This window comes from Pararhizobium sp. P1_E7, from assembly GCF_056405855.1.
The window spans coordinates 356,319-382,410 of the sequence record NZ_JBFUBH010000001.1; the positions used below are offsets into that span (position 1 = coordinate 356,319).

General features: G+C 59.9%; 24 protein-coding genes. 16 read left to right on the plus strand and 8 right to left on the minus strand.

Annotated elements, in window-relative coordinates; genetic code table 11:
- Positions 1–230 precede the first annotated feature (230 nt).
- Together AC1D17_RS01635 and AC1D17_RS01640 are read left to right on the plus strand one after the other, a co-directional pair.
- Positions 231–2,498, plus strand: coding sequence for a glycoside hydrolase family 9 protein (locus AC1D17_RS01635; RefSeq protein ID WP_477563680.1), 2,268 nt, complete (start codon positions 231–233; stop codon positions 2,496–2,498).
- 8 nt (positions 2,499–2,506) lie between these two features.
- Positions 2,507–3,640, plus strand: coding sequence for a Gfo/Idh/MocA family protein (locus tag AC1D17_RS01640; RefSeq protein WP_477563855.1), 1,134 nt, complete (start codon positions 2,507–2,509; stop codon positions 3,638–3,640).
- Here AC1D17_RS01640 and AC1D17_RS01645 read toward each other — a convergent pair.
- The 6 genes from AC1D17_RS01645 to AC1D17_RS01670 all read right to left on the minus strand — a co-directional run bounded on the left by AC1D17_RS01645 (position 3,635) and on the right by AC1D17_RS01670 (position 9,073).
- The gene (locus AC1D17_RS01645; RefSeq protein ID WP_477563681.1) at positions 3,635–4,696 is read right to left on the minus strand and encodes a Gfo/Idh/MocA family protein; all 1,062 of its coding nucleotides are present in this window, start codon (positions 4,694–4,696) and stop codon (positions 3,635–3,637) included. The genes AC1D17_RS01640 and AC1D17_RS01645 overlap by 6 nt on opposite strands.
- Before the next feature lie 143 nt (positions 4,697–4,839).
- Positions 4,840–5,181, minus strand: coding sequence for an ArsR/SmtB family transcription factor (locus AC1D17_RS01650; protein WP_477563856.1), 342 nt, complete (start codon positions 5,179–5,181; stop codon positions 4,840–4,842).
- Positions 5,182–5,300: 119 nt separating this feature from the next.
- Entirely contained in the window at positions 5,301–6,044 is a 744-nt protein-coding gene (locus tag AC1D17_RS01655; protein ID WP_477563682.1) for a HugZ family pyridoxamine 5'-phosphate oxidase, read from the minus strand.
- Positions 6,045–6,128: 84 nt separating this feature from the next.
- Complete coding sequence (gene choV / locus AC1D17_RS01660; protein ID WP_477563683.1) at positions 6,129–7,178, minus strand: choline ABC transporter ATP-binding protein; 1,050 nt, start codon at positions 7,176–7,178, stop codon at positions 6,129–6,131.
- On the minus strand, positions 7,175–8,026 hold the full coding sequence (gene choW / locus AC1D17_RS01665) for a choline ABC transporter permease subunit (protein ID WP_477563684.1): 852 nt from the start codon (positions 8,024–8,026) through the stop codon (positions 7,175–7,177). The genes choV and choW overlap by 4 nt, the downstream gene beginning before the upstream one ends.
- Positions 8,027–8,122: 96 nt before the next feature.
- Complete coding sequence (locus AC1D17_RS01670; protein WP_477563685.1) at positions 8,123–9,073, minus strand: choline ABC transporter substrate-binding protein; 951 nt, start codon at positions 9,071–9,073, stop codon at positions 8,123–8,125.
- Positions 9,074–9,314: 241 nt separating this feature from the next.
- Between AC1D17_RS01670 and AC1D17_RS01675 the strand changes: the two genes are divergently transcribed.
- From AC1D17_RS01675 to AC1D17_RS01725, 11 genes are all read left to right on the plus strand, one after another.
- Positions 9,315–9,896 (plus strand): thymidine kinase, encoded by a 582-nt coding sequence (locus AC1D17_RS01675; RefSeq protein WP_477563686.1) that lies wholly within the window; start codon positions 9,315–9,317, stop codon positions 9,894–9,896.
- Positions 9,897–9,983: 87 nt separating this feature from the next.
- Positions 9,984–10,367, plus strand: a complete 384-nt coding sequence (locus tag AC1D17_RS01680) for a c-type cytochrome (RefSeq protein ID WP_477563857.1) — start codon at positions 9,984–9,986, stop codon at positions 10,365–10,367.
- Positions 10,368–10,532: 165 nt separating this feature from the next.
- Positions 10,533–11,621 (plus strand): hypothetical protein, encoded by a 1,089-nt coding sequence (locus tag AC1D17_RS01685; RefSeq protein WP_477563687.1) that lies wholly within the window; start codon positions 10,533–10,535, stop codon positions 11,619–11,621.
- A gap of 183 nt (positions 11,622–11,804) precedes the next feature.
- Positions 11,805–12,953 carry a hypothetical protein gene (locus AC1D17_RS01690; RefSeq protein ID WP_477563688.1) on the plus strand — a complete coding sequence of 383 codons (1,149 nt, stop codon included), beginning with the start codon at positions 11,805–11,807 and terminating at the stop codon, positions 12,951–12,953.
- A gap of 3 nt (positions 12,954–12,956) precedes the next feature.
- Entirely contained in the window at positions 12,957–14,873 is a 1,917-nt protein-coding gene (locus AC1D17_RS01695) for an AAA family ATPase (RefSeq protein WP_477563689.1), read from the plus strand.
- An 87-nt stretch (positions 14,874–14,960) separates the two neighbouring features.
- Complete coding sequence (relB, locus tag AC1D17_RS01700; protein ID WP_477563690.1) at positions 14,961–15,194, plus strand: type II toxin-antitoxin system RelB family antitoxin; 234 nt, start codon at positions 14,961–14,963, stop codon at positions 15,192–15,194.
- Positions 15,178–15,447, plus strand: coding sequence for a type II toxin-antitoxin system RelE family toxin (locus AC1D17_RS01705; RefSeq protein WP_477563691.1), 270 nt, complete (start codon positions 15,178–15,180; stop codon positions 15,445–15,447). Before relB ends, AC1D17_RS01705 begins: the two co-directional genes overlap by 17 nt.
- Positions 15,448–15,477: 30 nt before the next feature.
- A complete protein-coding gene (locus AC1D17_RS01710) occupies positions 15,478–16,779 on the plus strand; it encodes a DUF6638 family protein (RefSeq protein WP_477563692.1) in 1,302 nt (433 codons plus the stop codon).
- Positions 16,772–17,899, plus strand: coding sequence for a DUF2333 family protein (locus AC1D17_RS01715; protein ID WP_477563693.1), 1,128 nt, complete (start codon positions 16,772–16,774; stop codon positions 17,897–17,899). The genes AC1D17_RS01710 and AC1D17_RS01715 overlap by 8 nt, the downstream gene beginning before the upstream one ends.
- 45 nt (positions 17,900–17,944) lie before the next feature.
- Positions 17,945–18,850 carry a COG3904 family protein gene (locus tag AC1D17_RS01720; protein WP_477563694.1) on the plus strand — a complete coding sequence of 302 codons (906 nt, stop codon included), beginning with the start codon at positions 17,945–17,947 and terminating at the stop codon, positions 18,848–18,850.
- Between the two features lie 152 nt (positions 18,851–19,002).
- Positions 19,003–20,682: a formate--tetrahydrofolate ligase gene (locus AC1D17_RS01725; protein ID WP_477563695.1), complete on the plus strand. Its 1,680-nt coding sequence runs from the start codon at positions 19,003–19,005 to the stop codon at positions 20,680–20,682.
- Positions 20,683–20,734: 52 nt separating this feature from the next.
- On the opposite strand, the gene AC1D17_RS01730 is transcribed toward AC1D17_RS01725, so the two are convergent.
- Both AC1D17_RS01730 and AC1D17_RS01735 read right to left on the minus strand, forming a co-directional pair.
- The gene (locus tag AC1D17_RS01730; RefSeq protein ID WP_477563696.1) at positions 20,735–21,244 is read right to left on the minus strand and encodes a DUF1993 domain-containing protein; all 510 of its coding nucleotides are present in this window, start codon (positions 21,242–21,244) and stop codon (positions 20,735–20,737) included.
- 125 nt (positions 21,245–21,369) lie between these two features.
- Positions 21,370–22,164: an extensin-like domain-containing protein gene (locus AC1D17_RS01735; RefSeq protein ID WP_477563697.1), complete on the minus strand. Its 795-nt coding sequence runs from the start codon at positions 22,162–22,164 to the stop codon at positions 21,370–21,372.
- 295 nt (positions 22,165–22,459) lie between these two features.
- On the opposite strand from AC1D17_RS01735, the gene AC1D17_RS01740 reads away from it, so the two are divergent.
- From AC1D17_RS01740 to AC1D17_RS01750, 3 genes are all read left to right on the plus strand, one after another.
- The gene (locus AC1D17_RS01740; RefSeq protein WP_477563698.1) at positions 22,460–24,583 is read left to right on the plus strand and encodes a TonB-dependent receptor domain-containing protein; all 2,124 of its coding nucleotides are present in this window, start codon (positions 22,460–22,462) and stop codon (positions 24,581–24,583) included.
- A gap of 58 nt (positions 24,584–24,641) precedes the next feature.
- A complete protein-coding gene (locus AC1D17_RS01745; RefSeq protein ID WP_477563699.1) occupies positions 24,642–25,097 on the plus strand; it encodes a MarR family winged helix-turn-helix transcriptional regulator in 456 nt (151 codons plus the stop codon).
- Between the two features lie 76 nt (positions 25,098–25,173).
- Positions 25,174–25,917, plus strand: coding sequence for an SDR family NAD(P)-dependent oxidoreductase (locus AC1D17_RS01750; protein WP_477563700.1), 744 nt, complete (start codon positions 25,174–25,176; stop codon positions 25,915–25,917).
- Positions 25,918–26,092 lie beyond the last annotated feature (175 nt).

Below are 26,092 nucleotides of genomic sequence, written 5' to 3' on the forward strand. Positions count from 1 at the left end.
ATCCAGCAGGTTTTCGACGGAACCTTACCTGCCGGCCAAACTATCAGGGTGCCTTTTAGCGTCAAGTCTTTGCCTGAGACCGGCCGTCGTGGTTTCAGATCGGTAAAAGGTCAAATTCGGAGCGGCTGGAGACGTTGAGAAGCAACGCTTGCCTCCAATCTTTTCCGAAGGTTAACCTGTTTGCAGCAGAGTGGCGCCGCGTTCCGAAACACGGGCTCAGGATAAAGACCTTGCCAAAACTTGCAGCCGGCCCGGTGCTTGCGCTTATCGTCAGTCTTCCGGCCCAGGCAGGTGCGGCCGGCATGATTACCGACGGTGCGTTTGAGGCAGGCCGGGACGGCTTTTGGGCGACCCGCGGCGTTTCGCTGTCGCGCGAGCACGGCCAGTTATGCGCGGATGTCGAGGCGGGCGGAACCACCTGGGACCGGTTGCTCGGTGTCAACGATCTGCAGTTTGATGCCGGCACATCCTATCGCCTGACCATGGCGCTCGAAGCCAGGGACACGCACAAAGTCCCGGTCACGATCCAGCGCAATGCCGAACCGTGGACGCCACAGGCCACTTTCCATGTCGAGACCAAGGCCGGGAAGGTGGAGTTCTCGGCTGTCTTCATGGCAACCGGGAAAGAACCGGCCCAGATCATCTTTCAGTTGGGCGGGGCTAAAAAGCCCTGGCGGTTTTGCCTGGATGACGTGGCGATACGCGAAACCAAGGCCGAGAAGATCGATCCGGCTGCGCCGAAAAACATGTATGCCCTGCCGCCATTGATCAATCAGGCCGGCTATTTTCTCGATGGACCGAAGCGGGCGACAATCCTGTCGGATGCAGCGGATCCGTTGCCGTTCAGGCTGGAGGACACCGGCGGTGTGGCGGTCGGCGCGGGAATGGCGACACCAGCCGGATTTGATCCCACGGTCGGCGCCCGCACCCAGATTGCTGATTTTTCGGCCTTTGCGACGGCCGGCGAGGGCTATCGGCTGGTCGTCGGCGAGAGGAAGAGCCTCCCGTTTTCCGTCGGCCACGACGTCTACGGAAAATTGCGCGTCGATGCGCTGTCCTGGTTCTATCCGCAGCGCAGCGGTATCGCGATCAAGGGCGATATCGCCGGCCAAGCCTATGCGAGACCGGCCGGACATGTGCAGGAAAGCCCCAACCAAGGCGATACCAAGGTGACCTGCCTGACCGGCACAGTGGCCGCCAAACTTTATGGCACGGACTGGACGTGCAACTACAACCTCGATGTCTCGGGGGGATGGTACGACGCCGGCGATCAGGGCAAATATGTGGTCAATGGCGGCATCGCCGTGGCGCAGCTGCTCGGCACGTTCGAACGCGGGCTGGTTTACAGCGATGGGGCATCCCCGGTGTTGAGCGACAGCCTGTCGCGCATCCCTGAAAACGGCAATGGCATTCCCGATATCCTTGACGAGGCGCGCTGGGAACTCGAATTCCTGATGAAGATGATGGTGCCGGACGGTCAGCCGCTGGCCGGCATGGTCCACCATAAGGTTCACGATACGAAGTGGACCGAGGTGCCGATGCTGCCGCATCTCGATCCGTACCTGCGCGCCCTGCATCGCCCATCGACGGCGGCAACCCTCAACCTGGCTGCCGTGGCCGCGCAAGGCGCCCGGCTGTTTGCGCCTTATGACCGGGACTTTGCACAGCGGTTGCTCGCCGCCGGCAGAAAGGCTTGGCTTGCCGCCGCCGCGCATCCGCTTCTTTTCGCGCCGGGCTCGGATGGTTTGCAAGGCGGCGGCGACTATGGCGACGATGATGTCACCGATGAAGCCTATTGGGCCGCGGCCGAGCTTTACATCACCACGGGGGAAACTCGTTATCTTGAGGCGCTGAAAGCCTCGCCCCATTGGGCAGCGCCCGTCTTTTCCGCCGCCGGCGCCTTCGATTGGCGCAGCGTCGCGGGGCTCGGCCGTCTTGATCTGGCGCTCTATGGCGACAAACTTGCGAAAGACAACAAGGCGATGGTCATGACCTCGGTCGTATCGGCCGCGAGGAGCTTCCTCGCCCTGCAGGCGAAGGAGCCGTTCGGGCACATCTACCGGCCGGCCAACAATCGTTACGACTGGGGATCGAACCAGCTTATTCTGCAAAACCTGATCGTCGTTTCCGCCGGCTATGACCTCACCGGCGAACTGCCGTTTCTGAACGGCGTGCGTGAAGGCATGGACTACATATTCGGGCGCAACGCGATGAACATGTCCTACGTCACCGGATATGGCAGCGTCTTTGCCCATAACCAGCATAGCCGCTGGTATGCCCATCAGGCCGACGGAGCACTGCCCAATCCGCCTGCGGGGACGCTGGCCGGCGGGCCGAATTCGACGCTGGTCGACGACGTCGCGCGTGCGCGTCTCAAGGGCTGCCGGCCGCAGACCTGCTACATCGACGACATCATGGCCTGGGGCACCAACGAAATGACGATCAACTGGAATGCGCCGCTTGTCTATATCGCCTCTTTCCTGGCGGACGCGCGATGAGCGACCGGATGGGCATTGCCTTTGTCGGCACGGGCTTCGTCGCCGATTATTACATGACGACACTGGCCAACCATCCGCAATTGCGACTGGCTGGCGCCTGGGAGATCGATCCCGCGCGGCTGCAGCAGTTCTGTGACTACTGGAAGGTTCGCGCCTATGCATCGCAGGCGGAGATGCTCGCGGACGAGGCTATCGGCATCGTCGTCAACCTGACGCCGCCGGAAAGTCACCATGCGATCAACCGCGCGGCGCTATCGGCGGACAAGCATGTCTATTGCGAGAAGCCGCTGGCAATGACGGTGGAGGAGGCGCGGGATCTGGTGGCCCTTGCCACCGGGCGAGGCCTGATCCTGGCGGGCGCGCCGGCCAACGCGCTCAGTGATGCCTGTGGCCACTGCGCCAATATCCTCGGCTCCGGCATCATCGGCACGCCGCGCTTGGCCTATGCCGAGATGGAGGACGGGCCGGTCTTTCGCGATAAATGGCAGCAATGGCGCAGCCGCTCCGGGGCAAAATGGCCGGCTGTCCACGAATTCGAAATCGGCTGCACGCTGGAGCATGCCGGCTATGCCACAAGCTGGCTGGTATCGCTGTTCGGGCCGGTCTCCAACGTCGCGGCTTTTTCCGCGCTGACGTTTCCCGACAAGGGACCGGGAACCGAAAACCTTAGCCTTGGACCGGACTTTTCCGTTGGCTGCCTGACCTTCCGGTCGGGGCTCGTCGCCCGTTTGACCAGTGGTCTGGCGGCGCCCAGAGACCGGTCGCTGACGATCGTCGGCGACAAGGGCACGATCGTCGTGCGCGACCTCTGGGACAATCGCTCTCCGATCCATGTCGAACTGGCCGGCAGCAGGCGGCCGCTTCTGCATCGGCTGATCGATCGCGTCGAGTGGCAGCTTCAGCGGAAATTTCCGTTTCGCCTCACAGCAGGCAGGCCGGTGGCCTACCCGCAGGCCGCGCGGAAGAGCGCCCTGCCGGCCTATCCGTCGCAAATCGATTTTGTCCGCGGGATTGCAGCGCAGGCGGACGCGATCAAGACTGGTACCCGGCCGTCTTTTTCCGGCGAGACCGCATTGCACCTGACGGATATCGTGCTCGCGCTTAACGCCGGCAAGCGGGATCATACGCCAGCTGAACTATGACGGCGGCCGTGCCCGGATGCTTTCGATGATGCCGAGTGCCTCGGTGCTGGCACTAAGCGGCATCCGCGATTGCCGGTGCTTTCCCTCAAGAATGGCTTGGCTCGCCGCCGCGATCTCGAACTGCAGCCCATTGCCGGGAAAATCATGCCGGTAGACCGTGAGGCCGGGCAGGGGCAGCCGGTCGGCAATCTTTCCGGCGATGCGCGACAGGCGGCCGGAGCCGGGCGGCACCGCCAGACGATGGACAATCCGGTTTCTGGTCAGGATGACCCGGCTTGCCCGCAGAAACGGAGCATCGATCACCAGGCTGCCGGTTTCGCCTTCGACGATGAAGCGGTTGGCCCCGTTGCGATCGAAGCCGCAGGACAGTTTTGCTTCGAAACCGTCATAGCCGAGCGTGATATCCGCCGACATATCGACGCCCGTTGGCGCAGCTGACCAGCGCCCCGTTCCCGTCCGCGGCGAGCCGAACAGCGCAAGCACCACCGCGATCGGGTAAACCCCCAGATCGAGCAGCGAACCGCCGCCTTTCGAGAAAAAGCTGATATCGCCGTCAAAGGTCTTTTCATAGGCGAGTTCGGCGCGGATACCTGTAATCGCGCCGATTGTGTTGCTGGCCAGAAGCTGCCCTATTCGGCTGATCGCTGGCAGGAAAACGGTCCAGAGGCCTTCCATCGCAAAGGTTCGCGACTGCTCAGACAACTCGGCAAGCGCCTGCGCCTGGAGTGCCGTCGTTACAAGCGGCTTTTCGATCAGAACGGGTTTTCCGGCGCTGAGCAGCACCCGGGCTTGATCGAAATGGGCGGTGTTCGGCGTCGCAAGATAGACGGCGTCGATCAGCGGATCGTTGGCCAAGGCATCGATAGTGGGAATGATCCGAAGCCCGCCGAAGCGTTTCGAAAAGGCGGTTGCCGCCTCAAGTGTTCGCGAGCAAATGGCAACAAGCTCAGCGTTGTCCGTCAGCCGGATATCGTCGGCAAAGGCCGCTGCGATGGGATCGGTCCCCAGTACAGCCCATTTGAGGTGTGGAGACGGTTCTTTGACTGTCGCGTTCATGGCGCAGATACTGCACGCCAACTCTCAAAGGCGCGTAAACGTCAAACAGCAATCGCCGCGGCCAACAATCTGGAGGTAAACTCCTCCAGATTGCAAACCTGCGGACGAAACGGGATGAGGCCGGCGAGCGGCCCCGATCGGTATCAGGCGGTACGGCGCTGCGCGATCTTTTCAATCGCGCTGGATTCGTCGCCGTAGATTTCCGTCAGTGTTTTCAGAACTTTAAGAACTGCTTCCGAAGAGCTTGAATAATAGATCGTCTGGGCATCTCTACGGGTGGTCACGAGATTTTGGGCACGCAGTTTCGAGAGATGTTGCGACAGGGCAGACTGGCTGAGGCCGACCTGGGTTGCCAAGGCGCCGACTGCCATTTCCTGGTTCACGAGTGAACTGAGGATCAGCAGGCGCTTTGGATTGGCCATGGCCGACAGAAACTCCGCAGCTATTTCAGCCTTGTCGTGTTTCTGAGGAGAGATCGTTTGCATTCCGTACTCCATGCGAATTTCACATCACGCTTGGTTGTGAATGTGACTGCTAGATAATTAGACGTGATGAATAAAAGGACAACTGCCTAGGGCAAGAATTCGGGGTATAACCGGGGGTATTAACCGTAAAGTTTTACAAGTGTTGCACGTAACTCCCACTCAAATTGTAGGGGTGTCTCGTATTCCAGCCGCTTCAACTGGTCGCCAGAGGCCAAATCTATCCCGCCGGCATCAAGGCCACAGATTCGCCATCCGGTGCCCTTGGCGTTGCAATAGGTGTTTGCATATTTGCTGGCTGCATCGGAATGGCCGGTGTTCATATGTTCGATCGCGCTGGCTTCCTTCGCGGCGAGATCGGCGATCGCCGGCGAGCGGATCATCAGATCCTCGCCCGAGAGCACATAGGCGCGGCCGAAACCGCCATTGAGGCTGGCCCTGAGCGGTGTCAGCCGGAAAAAGGCGAAATCGGGGAAATCGACATAGAGCTGGGCTTTCGGATGGCGGCGGATGAAGCGGTCGCGGATGCGCGTATGGGCAGCGCTGTCGCGGTCTACCCTTTCCGCCTCGCACTGGACGGTCAGCCGCGCATGAGCGAGCGGATCCCCCTTGCCGATCTCCCCGGTCAGCAGCGAGCACCGGCGGTCGGCAGACAGAGCCTGCGTGTGGGTCGATAATGCCGAGATCAGGATGACCGGCGTTCCGTCGGTATCGATGCCGGTGAGCACGCGGCTGACGAACGGGAAACCTTCGCTTGCCGGTTCGACGACCGCAATCGAAGCGCTGCGCGCCGAGCGCAGCAGCACGCGGGCCAGTTTGCGCGCCTCGTCGTCGGTTTCGCGCAGGACGGAAGGTTTGTCGGCCATCGGATCGCCTCGTCTCATCAATGCCAAAAACGCCCGGACGTTGCTGTCCGGGCGTTTTTCATAATGCTATCTTGATTACAATAGTCAACTTCTGTTGCGGTGCCTCGTCAGGCCTTCCACGACGTTCTGCGCATTGATCGTGCCGACGATTGCGCCGTTGTCGACGACGCCGATGCTACCCGGCTGGCGCGACATCGCGTCCAGGATGTCGATCAGCGGCGTTGTCGGCTTGGCCGTTGCCGAGACGCCGGCAGGACCGTCGCTGCGGTTGAGGCCCTGGCTCATGACATCCATCGCCGTCAGCATGGTGATCGGGTTCATGTGCTGGACGAAATCGGCGACATACTGGTTGGCCGGATTCTTGACGATGTCCTGCGGCGTGCCGCACTGGATGATGCGGCCGCCTTCCATGATGGCGATGCGATTGCCGATGCGGAATGCTTCGTCGAGGTCATGGCTGACGAACAGGATCGTCTTCTTCAGGCGGCGCTGGAATTCCAGCAATTCATCCTGCAAGCGCGTCCGGATCAGTGGGTCGAGTGCCGAGAACGGCTCGTCCATCAGGAGGATCGGCGCACCGGTGGCAAAGGCTCTCGCCAAGCCGACGCGCTGCTGCATGCCGCCCGAAAGCTCCTTGACCTGCCGGCCGGCCCATTTCGTCAGGTTCACCAGTTCCAGCTGTTCGGCCACGCGGTCCTTGCGTTCCTTATCCGCCACGCCGGCAAGCTCCAGTCCAAAGCCGACATTGTCTTCCACCGTGCGCCAGGGCAAAAGCGCGAACTGCTGGAACACCATGGAGACATCGTGCATGCGGAAGTCGCGCAACGACTTGGCGCTGGTCTTGTAGGGATTGATCAGTCCGTGCCGGGTTTTGACCTGCACTTCGCCGCGCACCACCGGCGCCAGGCCGTTGACGGCGCGCAGAAGCGTCGACTTGCCCGAACCCGACAGCCCCATCAGCACGAGAATTTCGCCCTCGGTGATGGTCAGCGACGCATCGGCGACACCGAGCACCAGCCCTGTCGCAGCGCCGATCTCGTCGCGGGTCTTGCCCTGATCGACCATGGCGATGGCCGTCTCCGGCTTGTTGCCGAAGATGATGTCGACATTCTTGAAAACGACTGCATCGGTCATGCGCCTTCTCCTTCATCGGACGAACGGAACAGGCGGTCGAGAATGATCGCGAGAATGACGATGCAGAGGCCGGATTCAAAGCCCATGGCGATGTTCACCGTGTTCAGAGCCCGCACGACCGGCACGCCGAGACCTGCCGCGCCGACCAGCGCCGAGATGACCACCATCGACAGCGACAGCATGATGGTCTGGGTAAGGCCGGCCATGATCTGCGGCATGGCAAACGGCAGCTCGATCTTGCGCAGTACCTGCGATGGCGTCGCGCCGAACGAGACGGCCGCCTCGACCAGCGACGGTGGGGTCGAGATGATGCCGAGGCGTGTCAGCCGGATCGGCGCCGGGATGGCGAAGATCACCGTGGCGATCAGGCCGGGAACCATGCCGAGCCCGAACAGCACAAGGGCAGGGATCAGGTAGACGAAAGTCGGGATGGTCTGCATCAGGTCGAGGATCGGCCGCATCACCGCATAGACCCAGGCGCGCCGGGCGGCAGCGATCCCCAGCGGGATGCCGACAGCCATCGAGACGAAACTGGCGGCCAGAACCAGCGCCAGCGTTTCTGTGGTCGCTTTCCAGTAGCCAAGATTAATGATCAGCAGCAGGCCGAACAGCGTGAACAGCGTGATGCCGACCGAGCGGCGAAACCAGTAGGAAAGCCCTGCGACGACCGCAACCACGATCAGCGGATGCGGCGTCTGCAGCACCCATAGGATCACATTGACGACGCCCGCAAGGATCGCTGAGACTTGGTCGAAAAAGCCGGTGAAATTGGTGGTCAGCCAGGTGAAGAAACTCTTCGCCCAGCCGCCGATGGGTATGCGTCGATCAGGATTGGTTAGCCATTCCACGGAAAATCGCCTGGTTCTTGGTGCCAATGATAGGAGCGGAAGCGCGCAACACGCGCCTAAAAAAGGCGGGGACCGAGCCCCGCCTTCATATGCCGGTCAAAGACCGAGCGCGGTCTTCACTGCAGCCAGGCCGTCACTGCCATCCCTGGTGGTGACGCCTGCAAGCCAGGGATCGATCGCCGTCGGGTTGGCCTTCAGCCATTCGTTCGCAGCTGCTTCCGGATCCTTGCCGTCATTGAGGATCTTGCCCATGATCTCGTTTTCCATCGGAAGCGTGAATTTCAGGTTGGTGATCAGCTTGCCGACATTCGGGCATTCGGTGATGTAGCCTGCGCGCACGTTGGTAAAGACCGTCGCGCCGCCGAAATTCGGGCCAAAGATATCATCGCCGCCGGAAAGATAGGTCAGCTTGAAATTGGCGTTCATCGGATGCGGTTCCCAGCCGAGGAAGACCACCGGGGTGCCGTCTTTTTCAGCACGGGCGACCTGGGCGAGCATGCCCTGCTCGGAAGATTCGACGACCTCGAAGCCCTTGAGCCCGAAAGTGTCCTTGTCCGCCATGTCGATGATCAGGCGGTTGCCGTCATTGCCGGGTTCGATGCCGTAAATCTTGCCGTCAAGTTCGGCCTTATGCGCGGCGATGTCCTTGAAGTCCTTGATGCCGAGTTCAGCACCCTTGCCGTTGGTTGCCAGCGTGTACTTGGCGCCCTCAAGGTTCGGGCCGAAGGATTCGACCGACTTGTCGTTGAGGAAGGGGCGAACGTCATTTTCCTGGGTCGGCATCCAGTTGCCGAGGAAGACGTCGATGTCCTTGTTCTTCAGCGACTGATAGGTGACCGGAACGGAAAGAACCTTGATATCGGTCTCGTATCCGAGACCCTTCAGGATCGACGCGACCGTCGCCGTCGTTGCGGTGATATCCGTCCAGCCGACATCGGCGAAACGGACGGTTCCACAGCTTTCCGGCTCTGCCGCATAGGCGGATGTCAGTGCGCTCAGCGATACCGCTGCACTCAGCATGAATTTCAGTGTCAGTCTGGTCATCATCGTCTTCCCCTGCCTTTTATGATTCAGCCAATCACCAAATGTCCGCCAATTCAAGCGCCCTGGTGTTGCCTCCAAGTGTATTGCGACATTCGCCGGACACGCCCGCGTAAAACGACGCGATATGTCGCATTGCTCATGTTCTGGTGTTTGCCGTCGATTTTCTGTGACTTTTGTGCTCGCGGTCTGGCCTTCCTCGCCCGGTCTGTCCATGAACAATCAACAGCATACAGAAGAGGACGCCATGGCAAAACTGTATTTCAGCTACGCCACCATGAACGCCGGAAAGTCGACCATGCTCCTGCAGGCGTCGTACAACTATCGTGAACGCGGCATGCGCACGGTGATCCTGATCGCGGCCTTTGACGACCGGGCGGGCAAGGGGCGGGTGTCCTCGCGCATCGGCCTGAGCGACGACGGCATCGCATTTGCCCATGCCGATGACCTCTATTGCCTGGTTGCGCGCCTGCATGCAGAAGAACCGATTGCCTGCGTCTTCGTCGACGAGGCGCAGTTCCTCGGCGAAGATCAGGTCTGGCAGCTGGCGCGGGTCGCCGACCGGATCGGCATTCCGGTGATGGCCTACGGCTTGCGCACGGATTTCCAGGGAAAGCTCTTTCCCGGCTCGATGGCGCTTCTCGCCATTGCCGACGAGATGCGGGAAGTCCGCACGATCTGCCATTGCGGCCGCAAGGCAACAATGGTGGCGCGGATGGACGCCGCCGGCAACGTCGTGCGCGAGGGTGCCCAGGTCGAGGTCGGCGGCAACGAGAAATACGTCGTCTACTGCCGCCGCCACTGGGAAGACCTCATGAACGAGGCCTGAGGCGGACTATCGCCGGGTGGCCGCGCCATGCCATGATGGTGGCTGTCCTGTCCATATTCGGGGAAGCTGCCCATGTCTTTGCGTTTCATGTCTGTGCGTTTCGTTTCACTCAGCCTTGTCCTCTGTCTTGGAGCGGGCCTTGCACACGCCGCGGGCGATGCGGAGGCGGGCGCCCAGGTCTTCAGGAAATGCGGCGTTTGTCATACTGCATCCGAGCCGGTGAACCGGGTTGGTCCGAGCCTGATGGGCGTCATTGGCCGTCCGGTCGCAACCTTTGCGGGCTATAGCTACTCAAGCGCGATGAAAACCTTTGGCGAGGACGGCAAGGTCTGGAGCGAGGATGAGCTTTCGGAATATCTTCTCAGCCCGAGGGCGCTGGTTCCCGGGACGAAGATGTCCTTTCCCGGCCTGAAGAAGCCGCAGGACATCGAAGATGTCATCGCCTATCTGAAGACAGTGGCTGCGAAATAGATGGACCTTTGCCCGGCAGCGTGGTCGTCGAAGGCCGGCGCGATCGAAAATTGGTGGTTGGGCACTTGTGCTTCAATTTGCCGCTCCCATTATATAAGCTGATGTCACGATTGAATAATTAAGCTGCGCGGCGCGTCTGCACCGGAGCAACAGGGGGAAGAAACGATGGCGACACTTCAGAATTTTGAGAGCGAGATCGAGAAAACCCGCGGCATCGTCGAACAGATGCGCGGCAAGATGAACCAGTCGGCCGTCGTGCTCGACCAGTTTGCCAAATCCGACACCAAGCTGGGCGATGCGAATTTCGATATCGAGAATGCCCGCATCCAGGACGTCATCAACCAGCAGAAGGTGATGGAAGGCAACATCGCCGACCTGATCATCGGCCTGGAAGATGCCACCAACGCCTTCGGTTCCGAATTCGAGAGCATGAAGAGCTATACCGGCTACGAGAAATTCATCGGCATCTTCTCCAAGCAGAGCGCCCAGCGCATGCGCACCGATCGGGTCCGCAACATGTCGCTTGCCGGCAATCTGCAGGAACTGCTCGCCAAATCCGATACGATCGTCGGCATCCTGAAGGAACAGAAGGGCGTTCTTGACCAGCGCTACAAGACCTCCGAGGCAAGCCTGTTGCAGGTGATCGAGCGCCGCAAGGGCACGATGGCCAACCTGCAGGAGACCCAGAAGCGGATCGAGGAACTGAACCCGATGCTGATGGACATCGAAAACAAGATCGCCGCCTCCACCGACCAGATATCCCGCACCCAGCTTGAAGGCGAGCGCTCGGTTCTGGCGACCGAATATAACGAGAAGCAGGCGAAGGAACAGGAACTTCTGGCCGAGAGCCAGACATACGAGCGCTATACCTCGATGTTCCAGACCTTTGTCGATTCGCTGAACAATCAGATCGCCGCGCAGAACACACTGATCAACAAGCTGACCATCGATACCGAACAGCGCATCGTGCTTTACAAGGCGCTGGAAGACTCGCTGAAGACGGCGGCCCAGCAGGATGTCGCCCACAAGATCAACACGCTCGGCAGTCAGGTCGATACGGCAGCCGAAGAAACCATGGCCGGCATCGGCTCGGCCTCGCAGCGCCACATCGGCGATCTCCTGGAAATGCACGAGAAGAACATGCTCTCCACCCAGGATATCCAGCGCCGCAAGAAGCTTGCCGACGATGCGTTTGCCCGCCGGTTCCAGGCTGTGATGGACAAGCACAATTCGGCGAATTACGTGAAGTCGTGATTTGCGCATGCCCGGCGCCGACCATGTCACAAAGCCCCTCACCCTAACCCTCACCCCGCAAGCGGGGCGAGGGGACGACGGAGGCTGCAGCTTGTCCCTTCGCCCCGTTTACGGGGAGAAGGTGGCCGACAGGCCGGATGAGGGGCCTTATGCATACACAGCATTGCTGTTGGGAAGCCCGTCATGAACGCCGCATCCGAAGGTGCCGTTGGTCAGTATTTCGCCTCGATCCGGGCGGCGCTGGGCGGGCTTGAAATTTTTCTCAGTGACCGCAACTCGCCGCTCTACCGGGATACGGTTGTGGGCGAGGTCATCGTTCCGTACCTGTCGCGGCTGAAATCATCGTTCTCCTGCTGGGAAAACCGCATCGGCTTTATCGAGCAGTTCCGCATCTCGCGGGCCGAAAGCGGCTTTCCGGTGTTCCAGAATGTGCTGGAGCTGGAAAACGACCGTCAATCGGCTGAAAAGCGGCTGTCGGAAATTCCGGTCGCAGACGCTCTGCGTCAGGAAATGGCGGATTTCATTCTGCGGCAGAAGGCGTTTCCGGCCGAGTTGCAGTCACGCATGGCTGAGCGGCTCTATCTCGAGCAGATCGGCAAGGGTGATATCTTTTCGCCCTTCATCATGCCCGAGACGATCCGCGTCGGCGTCAACCCGAAGACCATGCGGCCCTATTACGTCGTCTGCTGGGGCGCCTTTGACGGCGCAAGCACGCTGCCGATGGTCTATATGGCGACCATCGAGGATTCGTCGGAAAAGATCATCGACCTTTTGGTGACTGCGGACGGCAAGCTCAATCCCGATACGGATATTCCGCTACCGATCGGCGGGTTGCTCAATCCGGACCTTGCCAGCCGCTTCGACGATTTTGCCTTGAAGAATAGCGCCTATTCGCTGACGCCGGTGACGATCGCCACCAATCTCGACAAGGATTTCGAGGAACTGCATCCCAAGCAGCTGCGCCGCGTCGTGCTGGGGCCGTTCTATTCGGCCGGCATTACCGAGAACAATGCCAAGATCAACGAGATCCTCTCCAAGGTCCGCAAGACGGAAAACGCCTGGCTTCTGACCTGGACGGTGCAGGAGGTTTTCTCCAAGGCGGAGCGGCCCGCCCAGCGCGGTTTCTTCTCATCGACGCCGGCATCGGAAGAATTCCATATCGATACCGACAATCTCGAGGCGACGCGCATGGGCGTGAGCTCCTACGAGAAGCATGCGCTGGTGCCGCACGACGCCTATCAGGCGCTCTATGCGGCCGGCGATGCGGCGGCGATCTTCGGCGACTACAAGGTGCACGTGATTTCCGGAAACCAGGTCATCAGCGAGGTGTAGACAATGTCACTGAACGCGGGCTTGACGACATTGCACGAGGACGACATCGCCAAGCATCAGGCGGTGGCTCAAGGGCTTGTCACCCGGCTGATCATCCTTGAAGCCGACGATCCGTCGGCGGGAACGGCGCTGGCCGGTACCGGGCGCCGCTTCGTCTCCACGGTTTCGACCGGTGGACAGCGGCGCACGCGTGAAGTGGAGTTGGCGAAGACCATCCAGTCGGTCCGCGGTGCCGATCCGCTGATGTCTCCTGGCCAGCACGCTCTGCTCTACCGTTCCCGGCGGGGCGTCCAGGTGGCGCTTGCCGTTGCTGACGTCTTTGCCCGCCAGACCAATCTTGAAGGCCTGCAATCACGCAACGCAACTGCGCCGCTTTCCGGCGAGGACGCCACGCAGTTCAAGGCTTTGCTATCGGCGTCGGCCTATATCGCAGCCTTCACCTTCGCGGCCTATCTTGGCGCGACGCTCGCCGGGGAAGGCGAACCGGTCGAGGATGGAACGGAGCCTGACTTCCTGTTCGATACGCCGCAGGATGCGCTGAAGGGCATGATCTCGGCACTCGACAGGACGATCTCCGGGGCTCCCGATGATGCGGCCCTGACCAGCCGGGCGCGGGCCTTTGCACGGCTTGCCATTGAAGGATTGATCGGCCGCAAGGCCCGGTTCACCGGGCTTGCCAGCTTTGAGAACGTGCATATCCGGCTGGATCAGGACGATTTTACGCTTGATGGGTTCGATGTCGCGCCCGGACAGAAGCGCAAGCCGCTGGTCATGACCTTCAAGAAGCCCGAAGAGATCATCGGCAACCACATTGCCAAGTATCAGGCGCTAAAACTGGCCAAAATGCTGATGGCCTATGATTTCGAACGGCAGATGAACCCGTTCGTCGAGTTGGGCGGCTTTCTCTTCACCTTCATTGGCGATGGTATGCCTGGCACCGGCAAGACCATTCTGATCCAGATGCTGGCCGGTCTGCTCAACGATTACTGTCAGATTGCAGGCTACGCCTTCCACTACGAGAATTTCGGCGTCGACCAAATCTCCTCGTATCAGGGGAAATCAGGACAAAACTGCAAGGCCTTCGTCAACAACGTCGTCAACCCCAAGGCAATCGGCTTCGGCACCATCGATGATGTCGATCAGGTCGCGGCCAAGCGCTCGGACGACCGCGCGTCGGCCGGCCAGCACGAGGTGACGGCGGTGCTGATGGAGAGCTTTGCCGGTGCTTCGACGGTGATCCGCGGCAATTGCACCTTCGGCATGTTCTCCAACTATCCCGAAAACGTCGATGACGCGCTGCGCCAGCGCGCCGGCGCCCGCTGGCTGGTCGATGGGCCACAGTCGGAAGGCGATTATATCGACATCTTCGCCATGCTGGTTGGCAAGAACCACAAGATCCCGCTTGGAGAACACCAGCTGTTTGCCGGCCAGGAAATCAAAAAGGCCGTTTCGCAATCCTACGCTGAGCATGCGCGGCCGAAGGAAGAGGGGCTGCTGGCGGTGTGGGAACGCCACGAGAAGGAAGAGGGCAAGATCGAAACGCTGGCCGATGTCGGCTCCTATCTGCACATGATCAAGGAGGCCGAACCGCGCTTTACCGGCCGGGCCATCAAGAACATCACCGATGCGATCAAGATGCGGGCGATGGACGTGGACCTGCCCGACGACTGGTTCGCGACGCCGGACGTCTTCATGCACAAGACCTATGACGAAAAGAAAGCGATGATCGAAACCCTGCGTGGGCCAATCACGCTTGAGATGGTCATGCAGGAGATCAACCGCTACGCCGACAGCGAATTCCGCTATACCGACAAATCCGACGATGCCGCGGTCACCGACATCATCCGCCGAGAACGCCAGCGGGAAAAGGCGGTTCGGGAGATCGAGGCGATGAAGGCGGATGGGCGGTGGCAGGGGTAAGGAAAATTCAGCGACTTCGTGCCTGTTGTGGCAACGAAGCCGTAGCCCTGCTATAAGGTATACACGTATCCCACATGGAAAATTGCCATGGCCAAGCAGACAGCAATCCGACTTCCTGACGAGACTTATGAACGATTGCAGGCGCTTGCCGCTCGCACCGGGCGAACGGCAACGTTCTACATCCGTCAGGCAATCGAGGAGCATCTCGAGGACCTTGAAGATATATATCTGGCCGAAGGGGTTTTGGAGCGGCTTCAAAGAGGTGAAATCGGCACGAGGCCGCTCAAAGAAGTGATGGAAGAGCTTGGCCTGGACGATTGATATCACCGACGCCGCGGACCAAGCCTTGCGAAAGATCAGCAAGTCCGATGCGAAACGGATCGCAGGGTTTCTCTATCACCGGGTCACGGCGCTCGAAAATCCCCGGCAACTTGGTCAGGCTTTGCAAGCTTCAAAACTTGGAGATCTCTGGCGCTACAGGGTCGGAGATTTTCGAATTCTTTGCAAAATCCAAGACAGTCGCCTGGTTGTTCTGGTCATCGAAATCGGGCATCGCCGCGATATCTACCGATAACGAAACCTCGCTAAGGTCCAATCGAACCGCATGAAACGCCTCCTCGAAGCTGAACTGATCTATGGGCGCCTGCTCGAAATCTCCGAGCCGCACCTGATCGCGCGTTATAACAAGGCGCTCCAGGGTTTTGGCCTGCGGCCGACGGCGCTGCCGTCCTTCCAGATCGACATGACCGGCTTTTCGCCTGAAATTGCCGACGAACTCGGCGACCGCGATTACCTCGACCCGAACCGCGTCAACCGCCGCTTCGTCATCATGACGCCCGATCAGGAGGAGCTTCCGGTCGTCCATACCAGCTTTTCCAATACCGCAGCGCTGATGCACGAGTTTTTCGGCGCTAACAGGCGTGCGATCAATGCGGTGACGATCAAGGATGCGCTTTACGGCGAGATCGAGGATTCCGTCTCTGTCGTCGACGACATCGACGACCTTCTGTCGATCAACGAGGTTCGCTTTCGCGTGCTGTCTGCCGAAGACATGCTCGGCAAGGCAGCCGAGTTGCGCTCCCTTGTCGACCGGTTGAAGACGGTTCCGACAGCCTGGGCCGACGATGCGATGCTCAACCGCATGGTCGAGCTTGCCAAGCTCACCGGCGATATCCGCGAGAATGCTCTGGTTCCCGATCAGCTGGTGTTTCGCCACGACGCCTTCTGGGCCAATCATTTCGGCGGCGTCTATGTCTTTCTGGATGAGAAGACGACGACGGTCATCTGCGATCCGTCCGTGCCGGGGTTCCGCCGCTCGCGGCCGTGGCAGGTGAGCTATATCAGCCTCTCGGATCATCAGCGCATCTACGAGTTCCTCGCTTCGACCAACCGGCTGCAATTGCCGCAGGCGTCCTGGGTGCAGGAATCCGGGCTCTATCAGCACCGTGCCGACATGGTCCTGCGCGGACTTGTCAATCAGGCGGACCCGACCACGGATTTGAGCGCGATCGACGCCATCTGGCTGCAGACCTGGATGCATCGCAATTCCGCGCTGGTCGCCTCGGATGGCACCTATCCGTTCCTGCAGACGATGATCCGCACGGTTTCGGCGTCAGGCACCATCAGGATGCAGGACGTTGCCCCGGCAAACCGCTTTCTGCTGGTTCGCGCGGCACCCGAACATCCCGATCAATGGCTCACCAACCGGCTGATTTCGCAGCTCTGCCCAAGCGATTTCGTCTCCCGCTTCGTCTTTGACAAGCAGGGGTTTTATGCGGCCTATGAACATTACAGCGAAAAGTTCAGGGAATATGTTGTGGCAACGCTGACCGGCACATATCTCAAGGACAAGGTCGCGTTTCGAAAACGCCTTTATGGGCTGAAAGAGGATAACACCAATGCTTGATCCGATCGTCGCGTTTTTCCAGCGTGTGTTTGCAGCGATCGGCCGGGGCCTCGGCCTCGTGGTTGCCTGGATACTCTTCCCGTTCCTTACCATCGCAAATTGGTACAGGGGACGCGCCTGGATCATCAAGGGGCCAATCGGGATTGCTCTTGTCGCCCTCATCGCACTCTACGGCTATTTCATCTGGCAGACGCAGGTTTGGACCAATTTCGATCCGGACTATCCCAACCGCTACAATCTTGCCGAGCGCAAGAACGACGCCGGCCTGCCGATCAAGGTTGCGGCCGGCCAGACGGCACCGGCCAATGCCTGCGAGCGTTCGGCCATCGTCGATGTCACCGCCGATCTGATCGACTACAATGTCAACCAGAACGCCTGGATCTCGTCGATGGTCCTCTACAAGGCCGGCTTGTTCGGGATGGATTGGGATCGCACGCCATGGCTCGACAACAAGGCGTCGTTCCAGCGCGGCGTCAACGAAGCGGTGCGCCGGACAACGGTTGAGCTTGTCGATTCGCTGGTGCGCATGCGTGGGACGTCCGGTATCAATCCGCTGCTGCAGAGCGTGCGCAGCAAGATGCAGTACGAGGAAACCAACTGGTATTTCGGCCTGTCGCCCTTTGGCTTTCTGACGCCGACGCCGACGCAATATCGTGCCGGCATGGTGGATCTGCGCGCTTTCAACGATCAACTTGCGACATGTGCGGCAACCTTCGACGCCCGCGCCGACAATTTCCTGGAATTCATGGACCGCGTTTCAAGCTCGATCGGCAGCACATCTGCGATGCTGCGGGAGCGTTCGGAGAATTTCAACGGCGGTTGGTTCGATACGCGGGCGGACGACCGGTTCTGGTTCGCCTATGGCCAGCTCTACGGCTATTACGGCGTGCTGACGGCTGCGGGCGCCGACTTTGACGGCATCATCAACCAGCGCGGCCTGGCGCCGATCTGGAATGAAAGCATCAAGCAGATGCGTGCAGCTCTGCGCATCCAGCCGCTCATCATCTCCAACGGGCAGGAAGATGGCTGGATCATGCCGACGCATCTCGCAACGCTCGGCTTCTATGTGCTGCGCGTGCGCTCCAATCTGGTCGAAATGCGCGACATTCTGGCGAGGTAGCACTTGGATCGGCGGCTGGCGGTCTTGTTCGGGATATTGCGGGCGATGCGTGGATGGGTATTTGCGCTGATTTCCCTCTCTGTCTTTGCAAATCCGGTGATGGCCGGTGCCGCCCCGCCAGACACTGAGGCCATGGTCTTTTCCATCGTGCGCAACGCAGCACTCGCCTGCGAGCCCAATTGTCCCGAATGGATATTCGCCGAAGGCAAGATCGTTGGCAGTTCGCCTTCGGCACTGAAGCGGATTTTGAAGCAGGTGGGCAACCGGCGCCTTCCCGTTCTGATCAATTCGCCAGGCGGCGACGTCGATGCGGCCATCGCCATGGGGCGGATGATCCGGGCGCGCGGGTTGGATACGGCGGTATCTGCCAGCCGCTTCAGGGGATGCGGACCGCGCGACGCTGACTGCAAGCTGCCGCCCCAGAACCAGGGCGTCTATTCCGGCAATGCCTATTCGGGCGGGTCGTTCTGCGTTTCGGCCTGTCCGCTCATGCTGGCGGGCGGTATTGAACGCCTTGCCAGCCAATGGTCCTATGTCGGTGTCCATCAGGTAACGACGGTCTATCGCGAGGCCAAAGTCACGTACAAGACACGCTATCAGATCGTGGATGGCAAAAAGAAGATTCTCGACCGGACCGTCGCAAGCCGCGGCCCAACCAAAACCCGCACCACGACAAAACTCAGCAAGGCCATGCGAAAGAAGCTGATTGGCTATTTCGGCGAGATGGGTATCCGCACCGCCACTCTCGATGCGATGCTGAGCACTCCCGCCACCGAAATGCGGCAACTCCCCGAATACCAACTGTTGCAGCTGAAGCTCATCACCCGGTCCGGAACGGCCGACATGCTGGTTGCCTCTGCGGTCTGCAAAGGAAAGGTTCCGGCCGGCAATTGCCGAGCGACGATGTTTGCCCAGACGATCCCCGGACCCGTCGGTTCGCCCAAGCCGTAGCCAGCACGGCATCCGCGGCAAAGATCCTGTCGCTCAGAATATGCAAATTGTCGTTTTTGGCCTATCCGGCGGCAAATTAGACTGTAGTCAACGCCTTCGGTTCACGCTCATATGCCCTCAGACCAAAAACGGTGGAAGGGGAGAGACACCATATGGCCGACGTGAAGTCCGATATCGAAATTGCCCGCGCAGCGACAAAAAAGCCGATCCTCGAAATCGGCGCCAAGCTTGGAATTCCACCCGAACATCTGCTTCCCTACGGCCATGACAAGGCAAAGATCGGCGCCGATTTCATCGCCCAGCAAAAGGGCAGGGCGAATGGCCGGCTGATCCTGGTGACGGCGATCAATCCGACGCCGGCCGGCGAGGGCAAGACGACCACGACGGTCGGCCTTGGCGACGGACTCAATCGTATCGGCAAGAAGGCCGTGGTCTGTATCCGCGAGGCCTCGCTCGGCCCCTGTTTTGGCGTCAAGGGGGGAGCCGCCGGCGGCGGTTATGCTCAGGTGGTGCCGATGGAGGATATCAACCTCCACTTCACCGGCGATTTCCATGCCATCACTTCCGCCCATAACCTTCTGTCGGCGCTGATCGACAACCACATCTACTGGGGCAACGAGCAGAACATCGATGTCCGTCGCATTGCCTGGCGTCGCGTGATGGACATGAACGACCGCGCGCTGCGCCACATTGTTGGCTCGCTCGGCGGCGTCGCCAACGGTTACCCGCGCGAAACCGGTTTCGACATTACCGTCGCCTCGGAGGTGATGGCCATCCTTTGCCTCTCCACGGATCTCAAGGACCTGGAAAAGCGCCTCGGCGACATCATCATCGCCTACCGGCGAGACAAGACGCCGGTCTTTGCCCGCGACATCAAGGCGGATGGCGCGATGGCTGTGCTGCTCAAGGATGCTATGCAGCCGAACCTCGTGCAGACACTGGAAAACAACCCGGCCTTCGTCCATGGCGGCCCGTTCGCCAACATCGCCCATGGCTGCAATTCCGTCATCGCGACGACGACGGCGCTGAAGCTTGCCGACTATGTCGTTACCGAAGCCGGATTCGGTGCTGACCTCGGGGCCGAAAAATTCTTCGACATCAAATGCCGTAAAGCGGGCCTGAAGCCGGATGCCGCGGTGATTGTCGCAACGGCCCGCGCCATGAAGATGAACGGCGGTGTGAAGAAGGAAGATCTCGGTCAGGAGAATGTCGAAGCCGTGAAGAAGGGGTGCGCCAATCTCGGCCGGCACATCCAGAACGTCAAGAAGTTCGGCGTGCCGGTGGTGGTGGCGATCAATCATTTCACGCTGGACACCGAAGCCGAGATCCAGGCGATCAAGGACTACGTCGCCACGCTCGGCGCCGAGGCGATCCTGTGCAAGCATTGGGCGGATGGCTCCGCCGGTATCGAGGCTCTTGCCCGCAAGGTGGTGGCGCTGGCCGAAAACGGGCGCTCGCAGTTTTCGCCCCTATACCCCGACGACATGTCGCTGTTCCACAAGATCGAAACCATCGCCAAGGACATCTACCATGCCGGTGAGGTGATCGCGGACAAGACCGTTCGCGATCAGCTGCATACATGGGAAAAGCAGGGCTACGGCCATCTGCCGATCTGCATGGCCAAGACGCAATATTCGTTTTCGACCGACCCGAACCTGCGTGGCGCGCCGACCGGCCACACGGTCCCGATCCGTGAGGTGCGGCTATCGGCCGGTGCCGGCTTCATCGTCGTCATCACCGGCGAGATCATGACCATGCCGGGTCTGCCACGGGTACCGTCTTCGGAGAAGATTTACCTCAATGAGGAGGGGTTTATCGAGGGACTTTTCTAGGATCCATCCGGAGGATCGCGGCGAGTGCGACGATCCTCCAGCCTCTCCCTGCTCACACGTAGGGACCGAGAAAATCGATCTTGCCGACAGCCACGCCCTGGTTGCGCAGGATGTCGTGCGCCGTGGTGACATGGAAGAAGAAATTCGGCAAAGCGAATTTCAGCATGTAGTCATCTCCGGCAAAGGTAAAACTCAGCTTGCCGAAGGTCACCGTGATCTCTCTCACCTCGCTGCCCTCAAGATCGGACGGTTTGACGGTCTCCAGATAGGTGATCGTCTTGGCGATGCGTTCGCGCAGTTCGGCAAACGTCTTTTCCTCATCAGGGAAACTCGGTGCCGCGACACCGGTCAACCGGCCAATGGTGTTTTTCGAAGTATCGCTGACCCGCTGGATCTGGCCGGAAAGCGGCAGCATGTCCGGCGCGAGGCGGGCGTTGAACAGGTCTTCCAGCGGCATCTTTTTCTGTGCCGCGTGAGACTCGGCCTTGTCGAGGAGGCCGGCAAGAACGTTGAGCCCGCGGATGAAGACGGGAACCGACAATTTGAACATGGAAACGGACATGGAAAATCCTTTGAACGTGAGCCGTGGGTGGTCCGGATATCCTGAGCAGATGGGGCGTAGTTCTGCCTTGGGCAAGATGCAGGGCTGCTTATGCCGCAAATTGTCCAGCCAGGTTTAGCGCCGCGCTACCGGCAGTGGCGGTATCCGCCCTTGCGCTCGATCACGTCGAAATGCAGATGGTTTTCGTGGGCTTCGTCGCTGCCGGGATCGAGCACGGTTTCGAAATAGAGGCAGCCGGTCGCGGTCACCGCACGCTGGAATGCACCGGCCAATGTCGGATCCTCGTCGCGCGGCTGGATCTCGATCGATTTTCCGCTCATGAAGGTGAAGGAGGCAATGTCGATGGCGTTGCCGCGGGCATGCTCGGAGATTTTTCCGGTCTGCGCATTGTTGCGCAAACGGCAGATATAGCTCGATGCCTGATTGATCGCGGTGAGCGGCCCTTCGTCTTCGAGCGCTGCCCTGGCCGCCGGCAGGACAGCATCCTTGGTCCAGCGGGCCAGTTCCAGCGCCGTTTCGCAGCGCATCTTGCCTTGAGGTTTCAGCGTGATCCCAGGGAGGACAGTCTGAAGCGTCAGTGGTTTATCGACGCCGCAACCCTTACCATCGTCGATCCGCTTTTCCTCGCGAAAAGTCGCGCCCATGCTTTTCAACGCGGAGAGACAGGCTGCGTATTCATTCATGTCTTCCGGCTTGATCGTCAACACAGGCTCTGACTTTGCCTGCGGCGTTTCCACGGAAGGCCTGGCGTCCTCCATCGCAGTTCCCTGTTTCTCGACCTTCGCGGATGAGGGTTCTTCCAGTGGTTTTTGGGCTTTGGCCGTTGCCGGTTTCGCTTCCGGAATCGGGCCCTTTTCGGGGAGGCTGGCGCTGGACAGGAGGATCGTGGTCATGAGCAGACAGATGATTCGAGAAAGCATGAATAGGCTCCGTTTCTGCCGGGACGGCAGGATCACGATGCACAACGCATCGGCGCGAGGATCGTTGCATCGCAGCTGCGGGATCGTGGCGATTTCGGCACGGTGTTGGACGGACGGCGGTGGTTTTGCAAAAGTGTGATATTTATTTGTTGACAGTTACGCTCATGTTTTATAGCCGATGGGAACAGACAGCATTTCCCCGCTGCCGACCGACGTTTCGTCGCCCATGCCCAGCCAGCCCCTTGAGCAAAGTGCCTCAGCAGCCAGCCCGGTGAACTCGCAAAAGGATTGATCCATGATTACCCGGCACCACTGCGCGGCTCTTTTGGCATGCGCGGCGTTTTTGACGCTTTCTCCAGCAGGCCATGTCTTCGCGCAAACTCCAGAGGAGTTGGCCGCGCTGAAGAAGAAAGCCGATGAAACCGCAGCGGCCGGTGCGACGACCTATCTGCAGACCATCACCGCGACCAGCGGCAAGACGGGTCGCGATCCCTACGCGACGCCGGCTGCCACCAGCACCATTACGGCAGACGAAATCGAGCAGTTCGGCAACAGGAATATCGACGATGCCCTGCGCGCGACGCCGGGGACATTCACCCGGGACAACCCGCAGAATCCGGGGCTCGCCGTCAACATTCGTGGCCTTGAGGGATCCGGCCGCGTCAACATGATGATTGACGGTGTGCGCCAGAATTTCCGGTTCACAGGTCATGAGGCCCAGGGCTTTGCCTATATCGATCCGGCATTTCTTGCCGGCATCGACATTTCGCGGGGCGCGGTGTCCGGCGTCGGCGGGGCAGGAGCGCTGGCTGGCGCTGCCAATCTGCGGACCTACAACATCGAAGACCTTTTGACCGACGGCAAGACCTATGGCGGCTTTGCCACGGCGTCCTTCGGTAACAATCGATCCGGCTGGTCGGAAGCGGCACTTGGCGCGTATCGGGTCAATGACAGCATTGCCTTCCTCGGCGGCATCAGCAAGAAAGACCCCGGCAACTACAAGAACGGCAATGGCGAGGTTGTTCCCTATACCGAATCCGATCTGGTCTCCGGCATCTTCAAGACCGAGATCACGCCGAACGACGAGCATTCGCTGAAGCTCAGCGGTATTCTCTACAACAATGATTTCATTGCTAATTCCTACGATCAGTCGGTTACGGCGCAGACCTATAGCGCCAATTATGCTTATACGCCGGGCAACGATCTGATCGATTTCCGCGCCAACGTTTATTATAACGACATCAAGATGAAATATGACAAAAGCCCGGTCATCCCCGGCGGCGGTTCGGCTTCGGGCCGTGTCATCGACGACAAGGGTTTTGGGTTTGATGTCTCCAACACATCCAACTTCGATCTCGGTGCGGTCGCCGTCACCTCGAACTACGGGGTTGAGTATTTCTCCGACGATTATGATGTGGTGAACAGCCGGCTGGCTCCCAGTTCCGGTGTCAACGGCAGTGGCAAGAGCGCGACGACGAGTGTCTTCAACGCGACGAAGCTGACCTATGGGATCGCCGACCTGACCCTAGGGCTGCGCTACGATCGCTTCGACCTTAAGGGAAATGGCCAGGTTTCCGCCGGCAACCCGCTTGGCATGCCGGCTGGTCCCTATTCCGTCGATAGCTCCGATGGCCGGATCAATCCCAGCGTGACCTTTGCGCTCAACCCCGTGGATTGGCTGCAGCCCTATGTGAAATACGCAGAAACGTCACGCAGCCCGACCGTCAACGAGACGTTCGTCGGCGGAACGCATCCGGGCGGCGGCGCGCCACAGTTCTTCTTCCCCAATCCGTTCCTTGAGCCGGAAATCTCCAAGGGCTGGGAAGTCGGCGCCAATATCAAGGTCGATGACCTGCTGACAGCCGGTGACAGCTTCCGTTTGAGGGCCGACTACTTCAACAATGATGTCGACAACTACATCACGGCAAACTTCATCGGCGGCACCCATTTCGCCAATGTTCCCGGGACCACGAAGGTGCAGGGTATCGAACTGGAAGGCGCCTATGATGCCGGTTTCGTTTTCGCAAACGTTTCCTACACGCATACGGAATCCGATCTGCCTTCGCAGGTGAATGGCTTTGGTGCGCAGAGCTATCTGCCGGATGACATCTTCACGGCAACACTCGGTGCCCGCTTCCTCGAAGATCATCGCCTGACGATCGGCGGGCGGCTCTATGCCGTCAGCGAAAGCTATATCGGCGAAATCAATGTCGCGCCGGGCCAGTCTCCCTACCAGGAAGGCTACGAACTGGTCGATATCTTCACCAACTACAAGTTCGAGAACGGCTTCGAGCTGACTGCCAGCGTGCTCAACGTCTTTGACAAGGAATACACGCCGGCGCTCAGCACATCGCCGAGCATCACGGTGGATACCGGCCGTGGACGGACGTTCCTGGTGACGGCGAAAGCAACGTTCTGATCTCCGAATTCAGAAGGCGGCTCGAAGGGCCGCTTTCTTTTCGATTGACAAAGTGCATATGCACATATATTTAGGCTTCATGAAAGCGCAATCGTCCATCACCGCCTGCAACTGTTTCGCCATTCGCCAGGCTGCGCGCTTCGTGTCGCAGCTTTACGAACGGCACTATGCGCGGGCAGGGATCACGGCGGCGCAGTTTTCATTGCTGGTCTATATCGCCGAAGCGGGAAAGGCCGGCATGGCTGACATCGCCGAGGCGATGGTCATGGATCGTACCACTCTTGTGCGCGCCTTGAAGCCGATGGAGCGCGACGGTTACGTGGTCAGCGAGCCGGAAGGCAAGGGATCGCGCAAGCTGCTTTTGGCGCTGTCGGCCAAGGGGCAGCAGAAGCTGTCGGAAGGCGCTGAATGCTGGCACGCCGCGCAGGCGGAATATGTAGCGCTTGTTGGAGCCGAGCGCGCCGACGGCCTGCGCCAGATGCTTCTCGCCATCCCATCCGGCATGGCCGCCTGATCAGGAAGGAGCCGGACTGTTCCGGCTTTTTTATCAACCGTAATAGTGCGTATGCACTTCAGAAAGGAAAAACGTCATGTCCCAGAAAATCGAAAATGCCGTTGCTCTCGTGACCGGCGCCAATCGCGGTATCGGCCGCGAATTCGCAGCCGAGCTGCTGCGCCGTGGTGCAAGGAAAGTCTATCTCGGTGCCCGCGATCCGGCTTCGCTTGCCGATCTCGTCGCGCTTGATCCCGTTCGCCTTGTGCCGCTCAAGCTTGACGTGACCAACGCTGCCGATGTCGCTGACGCCGCCAGAGTGGCAACCGACGTCACGCTTTTGATCAACAATGCCGGTTTTGCCGGCGGGCAGGGGGTTATCTCCGCACCGGACATTTCGATTGCCCGGCAGGAAATGGACGTGAACTATTTTGGCGTCCTGTCGTTGTCGAAGGCGTTCGCGCCGGTCCTTGCCAAGGTTTCTCAGAGCAGCATCGTCAACGTCCTGTCCTTCCTGTCGCTGGTAACGCTGCCTTCGGCCGGAACCTATTCAGCGTCGAAGGCTGCGGGCCTGGCAGCCAGCCGCTCCATCCGGGCGGAATTGCTGAGCCAGGGCACGCAGGTTATCGTTACGATGCCGGTGCAGGTTGATACCGACATGGGCCGCAGCCTGCCGGAACCGCGCCTGCAGCCGCTCGATGTCGTCAGCGAAACGCTCGATGCCGTCGAGACCGGCGTCGAGGAGGTGTTCCCCGGTGAACTGACCCGCACTGTCGCAACGGCATTCGCGGCCGATCCGAAAGGCGTGCAGGCGCATATGTCGTCACGGCTGCCCGCATAACGTGCTGAAGCGTGCGGCGGAAATCGTGCCTCCATTTTTCCGCCGGCGCCCGCTTGCACAATCCTCTGTCTCACGCTAACAATTCCGCCATGACACAGGCACGCAACATTGCAATCTGGTGGTGGGCTCGCTAAAGCGGCCTTGACCAGTCATGCGTGATTGAGACGATAAGCCG